General features: G+C 56.8%; 14 protein-coding genes. 2 read left to right on the top strand and 12 right to left on the bottom strand.

The features are described 5' to 3' along the window. Positions 1 to 61 precede the first annotated feature (61 nt). From OGX91_RS18150 to OGX91_RS18160, 3 genes are all read right to left on the bottom strand, one after another. A complete protein-coding gene (locus tag OGX91_RS18150; protein WP_005132549.1) occupies positions 62 to 1,003 on the bottom strand; it encodes an ABC transporter substrate-binding protein in 942 nt (313 codons plus the stop codon). A 115-nt stretch (positions 1,004 to 1,118) separates the two neighbouring features. After that, positions 1,119 to 2,114, bottom strand: coding sequence for an ABC transporter permease subunit (locus OGX91_RS18155; RefSeq protein ID WP_286627109.1), 996 nt, complete (start codon positions 2,112 to 2,114; stop codon positions 1,119 to 1,121). Beyond that, on the bottom strand, positions 2,107 to 3,630 hold the full coding sequence (locus OGX91_RS18160; RefSeq protein ID WP_286627111.1) for a sugar ABC transporter ATP-binding protein: 1,524 nt from the start codon (positions 3,628 to 3,630) through the stop codon (positions 2,107 to 2,109). The genes OGX91_RS18155 and OGX91_RS18160 overlap by 8 nt, the downstream gene beginning before the upstream one ends. Positions 3,631 to 3,744: 114 nt before the next feature. Here OGX91_RS18160 and OGX91_RS18165 point away from each other — a divergent pair, with 114 nt between their 5' ends. Then, entirely contained in the window at positions 3,745 to 6,009 is a 2,265-nt protein-coding gene (locus tag OGX91_RS18165) for an ATP-binding protein (RefSeq protein WP_286627113.1), read from the top strand. Positions 6,010 to 6,078: 69 nt separating this feature from the next. Then, positions 6,079 to 6,408, top strand: a complete 330-nt coding sequence (gene yjdP, locus OGX91_RS18170; RefSeq protein ID WP_149692412.1) for a DDRRRQL repeat protein YjdP — start codon at positions 6,079 to 6,081, stop codon at positions 6,406 to 6,408. Here yjdP and OGX91_RS18175 read toward each other — a convergent pair. The 9 genes from OGX91_RS18175 to phnJ all read right to left on the bottom strand — a co-directional run bounded on the left by OGX91_RS18175 (position 6,405) and on the right by phnJ (position 12,233). Further along, on the bottom strand, positions 6,405 to 6,692 hold the full coding sequence (locus OGX91_RS18175; protein WP_005132544.1) for a type II toxin-antitoxin system RelE family toxin: 288 nt from the start codon (positions 6,690 to 6,692) through the stop codon (positions 6,405 to 6,407). The two genes, yjdP and OGX91_RS18175, sit on opposite strands and share 4 nt — an antisense overlap. After that, the gene (locus tag OGX91_RS18180; protein WP_087879465.1) at positions 6,689 to 6,940 is read right to left on the bottom strand and encodes a type II toxin-antitoxin system Phd/YefM family antitoxin; all 252 of its coding nucleotides are present in this window, start codon (positions 6,938 to 6,940) and stop codon (positions 6,689 to 6,691) included. The genes OGX91_RS18175 and OGX91_RS18180 overlap by 4 nt, the downstream gene beginning before the upstream one ends. Positions 6,941 to 7,018: 78 nt before the next feature. After that, positions 7,019 to 7,777 carry a phosphonate metabolism protein PhnP gene (gene phnP / locus OGX91_RS18185; RefSeq protein ID WP_199947629.1) on the bottom strand — a complete coding sequence of 253 codons (759 nt, stop codon included), beginning with the start codon at positions 7,775 to 7,777 and terminating at the stop codon, positions 7,019 to 7,021. A 9-nt stretch (positions 7,778 to 7,786) separates the two neighbouring features. After that, positions 7,787 to 8,221, bottom strand: a complete 435-nt coding sequence (phnO, locus tag OGX91_RS18190) for an aminoalkylphosphonate N-acetyltransferase (RefSeq protein WP_199947627.1) — start codon at positions 8,219 to 8,221, stop codon at positions 7,787 to 7,789. Next, on the bottom strand, positions 8,208 to 8,762 hold the full coding sequence (gene phnN, locus OGX91_RS18195) for a ribose 1,5-bisphosphokinase (protein ID WP_005132540.1): 555 nt from the start codon (positions 8,760 to 8,762) through the stop codon (positions 8,208 to 8,210). Before phnN ends, phnO begins: the two co-directional genes overlap by 14 nt. A gap of 2 nt (positions 8,763 to 8,764) precedes the next feature. Beyond that, positions 8,765 to 9,901 carry an alpha-D-ribose 1-methylphosphonate 5-triphosphate diphosphatase gene (gene phnM / locus OGX91_RS18200; protein ID WP_005132539.1) on the bottom strand — a complete coding sequence of 379 codons (1,137 nt, stop codon included), beginning with the start codon at positions 9,899 to 9,901 and terminating at the stop codon, positions 8,765 to 8,767. After that, positions 9,898 to 10,578, bottom strand: a complete 681-nt coding sequence (gene phnL, locus OGX91_RS18205) for a phosphonate C-P lyase system protein PhnL (RefSeq protein WP_149692409.1) — start codon at positions 10,576 to 10,578, stop codon at positions 9,898 to 9,900. The genes phnM and phnL overlap by 4 nt, the downstream gene beginning before the upstream one ends. A 108-nt stretch (positions 10,579 to 10,686) precedes the next feature. Beyond that, the gene (gene phnK / locus OGX91_RS18210) at positions 10,687 to 11,445 is read right to left on the bottom strand and encodes a phosphonate C-P lyase system protein PhnK (protein ID WP_149692408.1); all 759 of its coding nucleotides are present in this window, start codon (positions 11,443 to 11,445) and stop codon (positions 10,687 to 10,689) included. Continuing rightward, positions 11,442 to 12,233, bottom strand: coding sequence for an alpha-D-ribose 1-methylphosphonate 5-phosphate C-P-lyase PhnJ (gene phnJ, locus OGX91_RS18215; RefSeq protein WP_230586357.1), 792 nt, complete (start codon positions 12,231 to 12,233; stop codon positions 11,442 to 11,444). The genes phnK and phnJ overlap by 4 nt, the downstream gene beginning before the upstream one ends. Positions 12,234 to 12,267: the final 34 nt, after the last annotated feature.

Below are 12,267 nucleotides of genomic sequence, written 5' to 3' on the forward strand. Positions count from 1 at the left end.
CTCTTGGTTCTTTGACTCTCTGACTCTCTTTGTGGCAGGAGAGCATCAGTCAGTTCAGGATTTATTTAACCGTCCAACCCTTATAGCTGCCGACGTTGTTTTTATCGATCATCGTCACTGGGATCAGCACGGGCTCTTTCGGGGCGGGTTTCCCCTGCAATATGTCATAACCGATTTCGACCGCTTTGGCAGCCATCACCTGCGGATCTTGTGCTGGCGTCGCCACAAATAGTGAGTTTTCGCGCTTCAGGGCCTCTTCACCGTCCGGGCTGCCGTCTACGCCAACAATAAAGAATTCGCTACGCTGCGCCTGTTTTGCCGCCAGATCGGCACCGATCGCAGTCGGATCGTTAATCGCAAATACGCCGTCGATCTTCGGATTCGCCGCCAGCAGTGCGGTCATGATCTCCAGCCCGCCTTCGCGGCTGCCTTTGGCGTTTTGGTTATGCGACAGTACCTTGATGTCCGGGTGGCGTTTGAACTCGGTCTGACAGCCTTCCACGCGGTTCTGGACGGCGGAAACCGGCGGCCCGTTGATGATGACGACGTTGCCTTTGCCTTTCAGGCGGTCGGTGATGTATTTACAGGCCATTTCACCCGCCTGGGTGTTATCGGAGGTAATGGTCGCGTCAGCGCCTTCCGCCGCCACGTCAACAGCAACCACCACAATCCCTGCGTCTTTCGCGCGTTTTACCGCCGGACCGATGCCTTTGGAATCCGCTGCGTTAAGGATAATCATGTCGACTTTGGCGGCAATAAAGTTGTCGATTTGCGATACCTGCTGGCCCAGGTCGTAGCCGCTGGACACCAGCGTCACTTTAACACCATCGCCCGCCAGTTTGCGCGCTTCCAGCTCCGCACCTTTGGTTATTTGTACGAAGAACGGGTTGGCCAGATCGCCCACCGTGACGCCGATCGATTTCAGTTCTTTTGCCTGCACAAACGGAGCGCTAGCAAGCAGTGCGCCAGCACAGAGCGCGGTCACTAATGGCTTCAATCTCATGCTGTATTCCTCACTCGTAGGGTATTGTTGTTATAAGCCTGATGGCGCTACGCTTATCAGGCCTACGGATGGGTAGGCCGGATAAGGCGATTGCGCCGCCATCCGGCAATCCTGTCTATGCACTTTGATGGTGTCGGGTACGGTATTTGTCGATCAGCACCGCTATGATGATCACCGCCCCTTTGATCACCAGTTGCCAGAAATAGGAGACGCCCATTAGCGTCATGCCGTTATTCAGCGTGGCGATAATCAGCGCCCCCACCAGCGTGCCGGTGATGGTGCCTATCCCGCCGACAAAGCTGGTGCCGCCGAGGATCACCGCCGCGATGGCGTCCAGCTCATAACCCATGCCTAAGTTGCCGTTGGCGCTGTACAGCCGCGAGGCGCTCATCACTCCACCAAGACCCGAGAGCAAACCGCTCATGCCATAGACGAACAGCAGCACCAGCCATACTTTGATACCGGTTAAACGTGCTGCCTGCATATTGCCGCCAACCGCGTAGATATGGACGCCCAGCGTGGTGCGCCTAAGAATGAACCAGCACACCACCACCACCGCCAGTGCAATCACTACCAGCCACGGTACCGGGCCGAGATAGTTGTTGCCGATCCACTCAAAGCTGATGTTGGAGTTGATAACCGTAGTGCCATCCGCCAGTAGATAAGCCGCGCCACGTAACGCGGTATAAGTCCCAAGCGTGACGATAAACGGCGGTAGTCCGGCAAAAGCGACCAGCGCCCCGTTAAACAACCCCAGTATCATGCCGAGCATCAGCGCCGCCGGAATCGACAGCATGGCAAACTCAGGAATAAGAGAAACGACCATCGCCGCTACTGCGGTGGTGCCGAGAATCGAACCAACCGAAAGGTCGATGCCGCCGGTTAAAATAATGAAAGTCATGCCAGCCGCCAGCACGATATTGATCGACGCCTGGCGGGTAATATTCAGCAGGTTGCTCTCAGTAAAAAAGTTTGGCGCGATAAAGCCAAACACCGCCACAATCAGGATCAGAATGGGTAAGATGCCGACCGTTTGCATCAGATCGCTCATCAGCATTTTTTTCGCGGAGGCGGATTTCGCCACCTGCTGGGGAGTGGTTGGATTATTCATGGGGCACCGCCTGATGGTGGGAGTCGTTCACGCCGGTTGCCAGCGTCATAATGTTTTCCTGGGTAATACTTTTCCCGTCCAGCTCGCCGGCAATACTGCCTTCGCGCATGACATACACGCGATCGCTCATCCCGACCACTTCCGGCAGTTCGCTGGAGATCATCAGGATCGCCACGCCTTTGCGCGCCATATCGTTCATGATCCGGTAGATCTCGCTTTTGGCGCCGACGTCCACGCCGCGCGTGGGTTCATCGAGGATCAAAATGCGGGGGCCGATCGCCACCCAACGCGAGATCAGCAATTTCTGTTGATTACCGCCGGACAGCCCACCCGCTCGTACCTGAGCATGCGGCACGCGGATGTTGAGTAATTGAATCGCATCATCGGAAATCGCCTGCGCTTTTTTGCGATCGAGCATGCCCCAGGTGGCGTCGCGCTCCAGCGTCGCCATGGTGATGTTCTCCGCTGCCGCCAGTTCTAAAAATAACCCCTGTTCTTTGCGGTTCTCGGTCAGAAAACCAATGCCGTGGTCAATCGCCTCGCGTGGGGAGTGGATCACCACCGGTTCACCGTCGATTTCAATCATGCCGCCGATGGCTTTACGTACGCCAAAAATCAGCTGCGCCAGTTCAGAACGTCCGGCGCCCACCAGACCCGCAAGGCCGACAATCTCCCCGGAGCGCACCAGCAAGCTGCATGGTTGCACTTTGTTGCCATCAGTCAGGTGATGAACATTGAGGCGCGCTTTACCCAAAGGAATATCGTGCTCTTTGTTGAACAGATCGCTCAACGGGCGGCCCACCATCATGCGCACCAGTTCCGAAGCATTAAGCTTGTCGCGGGTCAGGCTACCGACATACTGCCCATCGCGCAGGACGCTGACGCGATCCGAGAGTTCGTACACTTCCGCCATGCGGTGGCTGATGTAGATAATCGCCATCCCCTCATCGCGCAGGCGCATGATCAGTTCAAACAGGCGGTGGGTTTCACGTGAGGAGAGGGCGGCGGTGGGTTCATCCATAACCAGAATGCGGCTGTTACGGTGCAAGGCGCGGGCGATTTCCACCTGCTGCTGCTCGGCGATGGTCAGCGTCATTACCCGGTCGCTGGCCTTAAACTGGGCGCCGAGTCGGTCGATAACCTTCTGCGACTGCATCACCATCTCTTTGCGCTGAACCAGACCACCACGCGACAGTTCGCTGCCAAGAAAGATATTTTCCGCCACCGTCAGGTTTGGCGCGAGCTGCATCTCCTGATAAATCAGCGTGATGCCCGCGCTGAGCGCATCTTTTGGCCCACGAATGTGGAACGGCTGACCGTCAATCAGGATCTCGCCGCTGGTGGCGGTATAGGCACCGGCGAGGATCTTCATCAGGGTGCTTTTTCCTGCGCCATTTTCGCCCATCAGGGCATGGATCTCACCCGGCCAGACCGTTAAATCGACCCCTTTCAGCGCGTAAAATTTGCCAAACGCTTTGGCAATGTTGCGCATCTCCAGAACCGGTGTCCTGCTCATAGCGGATCTCCTGCGGGGTGGCCGATATCAGCAGTCCATCACAGGAATGTAAATGCAAAATGTCAGAAGCCGTTCATATTTGTCATATTGCGATTTTTCTTCACGGAGCGTGATATGCCGCAACCAGGACGTCACTTTTTCGCCAGCGCGCGCGGGCGATTACTGTTTTTCAACCTGCTGGTGGTGGCGGTCACGTTGATGGTCAGCGGCGTAGCGGTGCTGGGGTTTAAGCATGCCAGCCAGATTCAGGAGCAGGTGCAGCAGCAAACCGTTGACGACATGACCGGCAGTATGAACCTGGCGCGCGATACGGCGAACGTGGCGACGGCGGCGGTGCGGCTGTCGCAGGTGGTGGGGGCGCTGGAATACAAAGGCGAAGCGGAACGGCTGCAGGAGACGCAGCGGTCGCTGAAGCAGTCGCTGGAACAACTGGCCGCTGCGCCGCTGGCGCAGCAGGAGCCGGTGCTGGTTGAGCGTATTATTCAACGCAGCAATGAGCTGCAAAGCAGTGTGGAAGGTATGTTGCAGCGCGGACAGCGGCGGCATCTGGAGCGCAACGCGCTACTCAGTTCGCTGTACCAGAATCAAAGCTACTTACGCCATCTGCAAAAGTTGACTGACGCACAGGATGACGCGCTGCTGGATCAGATGGATCGCTTAATTATCGCCGCTATTGAAACACCTACACCGCGATCGGTGGTCAAACAACTGGACGAGGTGATGCTCGCGCTGCCTCTGCAAGCCAGTAACCTGCTGATTAGCCGTATTCTCAATGATTTTAATCAGGAACTGCATAAGCTGGAGCCGCTTTCTGCCGCACTGGAACAAAGCGATCTGGCGATCAACTGGTATATGTTCCACATCAAAGCGTTGGTGGCGATCCTCAACAGCGATATCAACCAGTATGTCTCGCAGGTGGCGATAATCTCCGAACAGCGGGTGGCGCAAAGTCATCGGGAACTGCAATCCGGCGCGTTGTTTATTTTGGCGTTTGCGCTACTGGCGGTGGTGATCACCGGTTTTGCCGGGTGGTATATCTACCGCAATCTCGGTTCTAACCTGACGGCCATTTCGCGGGCGATGAGCCGGCTGGCGCACGGTGAATCAGACGTCAGTGTCCCGGCCCTGCAACGGCGTGATGAGCTGGGCGAGCTGGCGCGTGCTTTTAGCGTCTTTGCCCGTAATACGGCGTCGTTGGAGCACACCACCCGGCTGCTGAAAGAAAAAACCACGCAGATGGAAATCGACCGCACCGAGCGTCAGGGGCTGGAGGAAGCGCTGTTGCACAGCCAAAAGCTGAAGGCGGTAGGACAGCTGACGGGCGGATTAGCGCATGATTTCAATAACCTGCTGGCGGTGATTATCGGCAGCCTGGATTTGGTGGATCCGAATTCTCCCGACGCGCCACGGATCAATCGGGCGCTGAAAGCCGCCGAGCGCGGGGCGCTGCTGACCCAGCGGCTGCTGGCTTTCTCGCGCAAACAGTCTTTGCATCCACATGCCGTGGAGCTGAAAACATTGCTGGAAAACCTGGGCGAACTGATGCGCCATTCGCTCCCGTCCACGCTGACGCTGGAAATTGAAGCCCAGTCTCCGGCCTGGCCGGCGTGGATTGACGTCAGCCAACTGGAAAACGCCATTATCAATCTGGTGATGAATGCCCGTGATGCCATGGACGGGCAGGCGGGTACGATAAAAATCCGTACATGGAATCAACGGGTTACGCGCAGCGATGGGCGCAAGCAGGATATGGTGATGCTGGAGGTAGCCGACCAGGGAAGTGGGATGTCGCAGGAAGTGAAAGCTCAGGTCTTCGAGCCATTTTTCACCACCAAACAGACCGGCAGCGGCAGCGGTCTGGGATTGTCGATGGTCTACGGTTTTGTACGCCAGTCCGGTGGTCGGGTGGAAATTGAGAGCGCGCCGGGGCAGGGAACCACGGTCCGGTTACAGCTTCCCCGCGCCGTTGTGCCGGTACAGATTCAGGCTGAGCCGATAGCGGAACATGCGGCGAACAGCGGTGAAAAGCTGGTACTGGTGCTCGAAGATGAGGCCGACGTGCGCCAAACGTTATGTGAGCAGTTGCATCTGCTGGGCTATCTGACGCTGGAGGCCGCCAACGGCGAGCAGGCGCTGCATATGCTGGCGGCTTCCTCCGAGATTGATATTTTTATCAGCGACTTAATGCTGCCAGGCGGATTGAGTGGCGCGGATGTGGTCAATCATGCCCTGAAGCATTATCCCCAGCTGAATATTCTGCTGATTAGCGGTCAGGATTTACGTCCGGCGCATAACCCGGCGCTGCCTGACGTGGCGCTGCTGCGTAAACCTTTTACCCGAGGAGAGCTGGCGCAGGCGCTGCGGCATTCGTGTAATTGAGATTCCTCCGCTACCCGCGCGAATACGCTTTGATTACCGTGGGGTGAGTTTCTTGATGAGGCGGGTTTGATGCAACGCTCCCTGACATTCTTTCTTTTCAGTCTGCTAATGGTGACCACTGTTTCGGCGCAGGCCGATATTATCGATGACGCCATCGGCAATATTCAGCAGGCGATTAACGACGCATACAAACCCGATAACGGGCGGGATTACGACGACGCCCGCGACAGTGGCTGGGAACGCCAGATGAGTGACGATCGGCGCAGGCAGTATGATGACCGGCGACGTCAGTTTGAAGACCGGCGTCGACAACTGGATGAGCGTCAGCGCCAGCTCGATCGGGAACGGCGTCAGTTAGAAGATGAAGAGCGCAGAATGGAAGAAGATTACGACCGTTAGCGCAATCTTTCGCTGGCAAGGTTATAGACTTCACTGCGCTCGCGTTTACCGACGGCAACGACAGCGATGACCAGAGTGTCGTCAATAACTTGATAAACAAGACGAAACCCTGATGTTCGTAGTTTGATTTTGTAGCAATCCTTTATTCCCCTGAGCTTTGCTGAGGGGACATGCGGGTTTTCACAGCATTTCTTTAGTTTTTTGGCAAACTGCTGCTGAATGGCTGTATCAAGTTTTTGCCATTCTTTCAGCGCATCTTCCCTGAACTTTACCGTATAACTCATAAAAAGCTGTCCAGATCCACATCCACCAGGGGTTGTTGGCTACGTTCATGGACTAATTTAACCAGTTGCTGATCGTCCAGTGCATCAAGCATTTTTTCGTAAAGCTCCGCTGGCACGCAATAAAAGGCGGGCTGGTTACGGTTCAGGATTGCGACCGGAAACCCATCTCCTGCGCTCACAGTCGCCATCGGGTTCTTTTTCAGCTCACTCACGCTCGCGGTGGTATCGCTTAAAATAATATGCGGCATAATCGCTCCTGAAGACCATTTAACTGGTCTTAATATAGGATTTAAGAGATCTGTTAACAAGTCTTATTGTCCGGGAAATTACCCCAGCACAATCTTCATTCCGTCATACCCGGCCTCAAACCCTGCGGGTAGCGGGTTATCCATCATCCACAGGTCGAACTGGTGGCTGATATGGGTCAGGATCACCCGTGGGCAACGGATAACCTCGTTCAAGGCGATAACGGTATTCAGATCGCAGTGATTGCGCGGTGGCTCGCTGCGCGGGGCATGGCTGCAGTCGATGATAATCACTTGAGGTTGGTTATTGTGGAGAAACTTCAGCGTTTTGTCGGGCAGTCCGGCAGTATCAGAGAGCCATGCCACGCGGCTGTGCGCGGTCTCCAGTAGATAGCCGAACGTCAGCTTAGAATGGTTGAGTGGTAAAGGAGTCACCTGCAACCCCTGCAAATCGAACACCTCAAACGGCGCGACGGTCTGGCTAAAATCGAGAATACCGGGGTGCTTAAACAGATCGTCGCAGCCCAGTTCATCCGGTGGGCCGTACACCGGGATCGTTTTTCCCACCCCCCAGCGCAGCGGAAACAGTCCCTGTACATGATCCATATGATAGTGAGTGAGCAGGAACTGCTGGAAACTGCCTACCGGCCAGTCGTCCATCAGATGGGGGATCCCTGCGTCCAGCAGCGTCACCGCATTATTGAATTTGACCACGCCACTGCAGGGGCGTCGGCGGTATTGCGCCTGTAAACGTGCTCGTTGGCAGGCGGCACAGTTGCAGCCAAAAGCCGGTACCAACTGTGCGCCGCCGGTTCCTGTAAGCGTAATGGTCAGACTCATCGCATCCCCCTACAACGGCTTGGTAAAGCGAAAATGGCTCTGCGTATAACCTTCGCGGCGGTAAAAACGATGCGCATCAAGGCGCTGCGTGCTGGTGGAAAGTTCGGTCATTTCCGCGCCCGCTTCTCGCGCGGTGGCTTCGGCCCAGGTCAGCAACTGGCTGCCTACCTTTAACCCCCGCGCCTGCGGCATCACTACCAGTTCCTGAATCTCACCAATCCAGTTAGCGTGGTGCAGATGAAACTGCAAATGCAGACCGATCAATCCGATGACCTGTCCGTCGAGCAGCGCCAGCTGGTAGTGCATATTGGCATCTTGCAGATTAGCGGCGTAACCAGCGCTAAAAGCCTGCAGGTCAAATTGACCCTGCTTCAACTCGCAGATGAGCGCATAAACCGCATCGGTATCGTACAGCGTGGCGCGGCGTAATTCACAGACAGACATGTTTCTTCTCCTTGCGTCCCATCAGTGCGAGCAGTGTATCGACAGACTGTAGCAAACTACCATCGTTATTCAGGACGTGGCAGTCATACGGCGCATAGCGCGCTGCGCGTTCAAGGCGGGCGGCGATTTCCGTTTCGCTCTCCCGTCCGCGTGACTGCAGGCGTTGGCGTAAAATTGCCGGAGAAACCTGTAAGCAGATAGGCATTAAAGCCGTGCCATAGCGTGATTGCGCCTGCGGCAGATGGGCGCGTGAACCGTTGACCACCACATCAAAACCAGCATGCAGCCAGAGGTCAATCTCCACGCCGACGCCGTAGTACAGACCGTTGGCATGCCAGCTCAGCGCCAGCAGGTTCTGCCCGGCGCGGGTAAAAAACTCTGGTTCACTTAGCGCAATATGATTTTCATTCCCGGCATTGGCCGCCCGGGTGATGTAGCGATGCGCCACCAGCAGTTGTGCCGGTTCCTGCTGGCGCAATTCTGCCAGCAGACTGTCCTTACCGGAGCCGGACGGCCCCATCAGCCAGATCAGTTTACCCATAGTCAGAATACCCTTTTGCCCTGACGCCAGACGTGGTCGATATGGATGTTTCCGCCTTTGCGGTGTGCCAGCACCAGATCCGCGCGTTTTCCTTCGGCAACCACGCCACGGTCGTCAAGATTCAACGCCCGCGCCGGATTGCGGGTCACCAGACGAATGGCCTGTGGCAGCGTAAAGTGGTTGGCGTCGTCATCTGCCACACGAAATGCTGCATCGAGCAGGCTGGCGGGGTAGTAATCAGAAGAGAGGATATCCAGCAGCCCCAGTTCGGCCAGCTTATGGGCTGCTACGTTGCCGGAGTGCGAACCGCCTCGCACGATATTTGGCGCGCCCATTAGCACGTTCATGCCATGCCGGCGTGAGGCTTCGGCGGCTTCGAAAGTCGTGGGAAATTCGGCGATCACGCTGCCAAGTTGATGCGATTCAAGGACATGATCGTGGGTGGCGTCATCGTGGCTCGCCAGTGCAATCTGCCGTTCGCGACACATCTGGGCAATGGCCGTGCGGTTAGGCTGCGACCAACGCGCAGCCAGCGCTAACTGTTCTTCTTCGTAGCGGGCCATTTGTTCGTCGGTGAGTGAATACTTGCCCTGATAATACTCGCGGTACTTCTCACGATTGGCGAACTGACGCTGACCCGGCGAGTGATCCATCAATGACACCAGCGTCACCGGTTCACGACCAACCAGCTTTTCAAACAGCGGCAGGGTGGTGTGATGCGGTAGCTCACAGCGCAAGTGCAGGCGGTGTTCGGCACGGTTGACCCCGCGCTTTTGCGTCTCTTCCACCGCATTGATCATTTTTTCCAGGTTTTCCAGACGGTCGCCACCGTCGCGCACATCGCCAATCGCCACTGCGTCCAGCACGGTGGTAATACCGCTGGCAACCATTAAAGCATCGTGGCTGCTCATCGCCGAGTGGGCGGGCCAGTCTACTTTTGGGCGTGGGGTAAAGAACTTGTCGAGGTTATCGGTGTGCAGTTCAATAAGCCCAGGCAGCAGCCAGCCACCTTCACCGTCCAGCGCTTCAGGCAAGCTGCTCTGGCTTTCGGCAAAAGTGCGGATCGTTCCGCCTTCAATTTCCAGCGATCCTTGCACCACGTCATCTTCCAGCACCAGCTTTACATTGTTGATAATCATGCTGTTGTTCCCATCAGGTGCAGGCGATCCGCTACGCGGTCGCGCACGGTTTGATCGTGAAAAATGCCGACAATTGCCGCGCCGCGGGCTTTCGCTTCTTCAATCAATGCGACGACGGCGGCGCTGTTTTTGGCGTCCAGCGAGGCAGTGGGCTCATCGAGCAGCAGAATGGGGTAATCGACGATGAATCCGCGGGCGATGTTGACGCGTTGCTGTTCGCCGCCGGAAAAGGTTGATGGCGCGAGATGCCATAAGCGCTCAGGAACATTCAGGCGGGTGAGCAGGCTCGCGGCTTTGGCTGCACATTCCTCACGAGATACGCCCAGATCCAGCAGCGGTTGCATCACCACATCCAGCGCGGAAATCCGTGGGATCACGCGCAGAAACTGGCTTACCCAGCCGATGGTTGAACGGCGAACTTCCAGCACTTTGCGCGCCGGGGCCTGCACCAGATCCACCCATTCATCGCTGTGGCGAATGTGGATATGTCCTTCATCCGGCAGGTAGTTGGCGTACAGCGAGCGTAGCAGCGTCGATTTACCGCTGCCGGAATGACCGTGCAGCACCACGCATTCGCCATTTTTCACTTCCAGTGTGGCGTTTTGCAGCACCGGCAGACGCACGCCGTTTTGCTGATGCAGGACAAAAGTTTTACTGACGTTTTCAACGCGAATCATTTTTGCCTCGAGATTTTTTGCCGGATGGCGGTTGCGCCTTATCCGGCCTACAAAAGTGCGATCCAGGTAGGCCCGATAAGCGCAGCGCCATCGGGCACAACAAAAAAATCAGTTCTGCAGTACGGACGACACCAGCAACTGGGTGTACGGATGGTGCGGGTCGTCGAGCACGCGGTCGGTTAACCCACTTTCCACCACCTGACCCTGTTTCATCACCAGCAAACGGTCTGCCAGCAGACGCGCCACGCCCAGATCGTGGGTGACAATCACCACCGCCAGATCCAGTTCCACCACCAGGCCGCGCAGCAGGTCCAGCAGCTTGGCTTGTACGGAAACGTCCAGCCCACCGGTGGGTTCGTCCATAAATACCAGTTTGGGATGGGTGACGAGGTTGCGGGCGATCTGTAAACGTTGCTGCATACCGCCGGAAAAGGTGGTTGGCAGGTCGTCGATACGCGAGGCGGTGATCTCCACCGCCTCCAGCCAGCGCTGTGCGGTGGCGCGGATATCGCCGTAATGACGCGCGCCGGTGGCCATCAGGCGTTCGCCGATATTGCCGCCGGCGGAGACCTGACGGCGCAGGCCATCCAGCGGATGCTGATGCACCACGCCCCATTCGGTGCGCAGCAGACGGCGACGATCGGCCTCGTTCATGCCGTACAGCGAGCGGTTCTGATACAAAATCTCACCGCTCTGCGGCGTCAGCCGTGAAGAGATCGATTTCAACAGCGTGGTTTTGCCGGAGCCGGACTCGCCGACGATACCCAGCACTTCGCCAGGCCACAGGTCAAAAGAGACATCGCTGAAGCCTTTGCCCGGCGCGTAGAGATGGGTCAGGTTGTTGACTGAAAGCAGCGGTTGCGTCATTGGCTGAGGGCCTCGCTCTGTTGGCGGCAGTAGTCGGTGTCGGAGCAGACAAACATGCGTTTGCCGGTGTCATCGAGCACCACTTCATCGAGATAGCTGTGGGTTGAGCCACAAATGGCACAGGGTTCATCCCAGCTCTGCACAGTAAACGGGTGATCGTCGAAATCGAGGCTTTCCACGCGGGTGTAAGGTGGCACGGCATAGATGCGCTTTTCGCGGCCTGCGCCAAACAGTTGCAGGGCCGGCATCATGTCCATCTTCGGGTTGTCGAATTTCGGGATGGGCGACGGATCCATGACGTAGCGGTCATTGACCTTCACCGGATAGGCATAAGTGGTGGCGATATGGCCGAAGCGGGCGATATCTTCATACAGTTTCACCTGCATGATGCCGTACTCTTCCAGCGCGTGCATGGTGCGGGTTTCCGTTTCACGCGGTTCGATAAAGCGCAGCGGCTCGGGGATCGGTACCTGGAAGATGATTATTTGATCTTCCACCAGCGGCGTCTCCGGGATGCGATGGCGGGTCTGGATCAGCGTGGCGTCTTCCGTACGCTCGGTGGTATTGACCCCGGTTACGCGTTTGAAGAAGTTGCGAATCGACACGGCGTTAGTGGTGTCATCCGCGCCCTGGTCAATCACCTTCAGTACGTCCGGCTCGCCAATCACGCTAGCAGTGAGCTGAATGCCGCCCGTCCCCCAACCGTAGGGCATCGGCATTTCTCGTCCGCCAAATGGTACCTGGTAACCGGGGATCGCCACCGCTTTCAGAATTGCGCGGCGGATCATGCGTTTGGTCTGCTCATCAAGATAGGCAAAGTTG

Origin of the sequence: Citrobacter sp. Cpa228, assembly GCF_030333085.1 — a bacterium.
Lineage (GTDB): Bacteria > Pseudomonadota > Gammaproteobacteria > Enterobacterales > Enterobacteriaceae > Citrobacter > Citrobacter pasteurii.

Bases quoted from the DNA above. Each gene is read 5' to 3' on its own strand.
- OGX91_RS18150 (WP_005132549.1), bottom strand. From the start codon at position 1,003: ATGAGATTGAAGCCATTAGTGACCGCGCTCTGTGCTGGCGCACTGCTT.
- OGX91_RS18155 (WP_286627109.1), bottom strand. From the start codon at position 2,114: ATGAATAATCCAACCACTCCCCAGCAGGTGGCGAAATCCGCCTCCGCG.
- OGX91_RS18160 (WP_286627111.1), bottom strand. From the start codon at position 3,630: ATGAGCAGGACACCGGTTCTGGAGATGCGCAACATTGCCAAAGCGTTT.
- OGX91_RS18165 (WP_286627113.1), top strand. From the start codon at position 3,745: ATGCCGCAACCAGGACGTCACTTTTTCGCCAGCGCGCGCGGGCGATTA.
- yjdP (WP_149692412.1), top strand. From the start codon at position 6,079: ATGCAACGCTCCCTGACATTCTTTCTTTTCAGTCTGCTAATGGTGACC.
- OGX91_RS18175 (WP_005132544.1), bottom strand. From the start codon at position 6,692: ATGAGTTATACGGTAAAGTTCAGGGAAGATGCGCTGAAAGAATGGCAA.
- OGX91_RS18180 (WP_087879465.1), bottom strand. From the start codon at position 6,940: ATGCCGCATATTATTTTAAGCGATACCACCGCGAGCGTGAGTGAGCTG.
- phnP (WP_199947629.1), bottom strand. From the start codon at position 7,777: ATGAGTCTGACCATTACGCTTACAGGAACCGGCGGCGCACAGTTGGTA.
- phnO (WP_199947627.1), bottom strand. From the start codon at position 8,221: ATGTCTGTCTGTGAATTACGCCGCGCCACGCTGTACGATACCGATGCG.
- phnN (WP_005132540.1), bottom strand. From the start codon at position 8,762: ATGGGTAAACTGATCTGGCTGATGGGGCCGTCCGGCTCCGGTAAGGAC.
- phnM (WP_005132539.1), bottom strand. From the start codon at position 9,901: ATGATTATCAACAATGTAAAGCTGGTGCTGGAAGATGACGTGGTGCAA.
- phnL (WP_149692409.1), bottom strand. From the start codon at position 10,578: ATGATTCGCGTTGAAAACGTCAGTAAAACTTTTGTCCTGCATCAGCAA.
- phnK (WP_149692408.1), bottom strand. From the start codon at position 11,445: ATGACGCAACCGCTGCTTTCAGTCAACAACCTGACCCATCTCTACGCG.
- phnJ (WP_230586357.1), bottom strand. From the start codon at position 12,233: ATGATCCGCCGCGCAATTCTGAAAGCGGTGGCGATCCCCGGTTACCAG.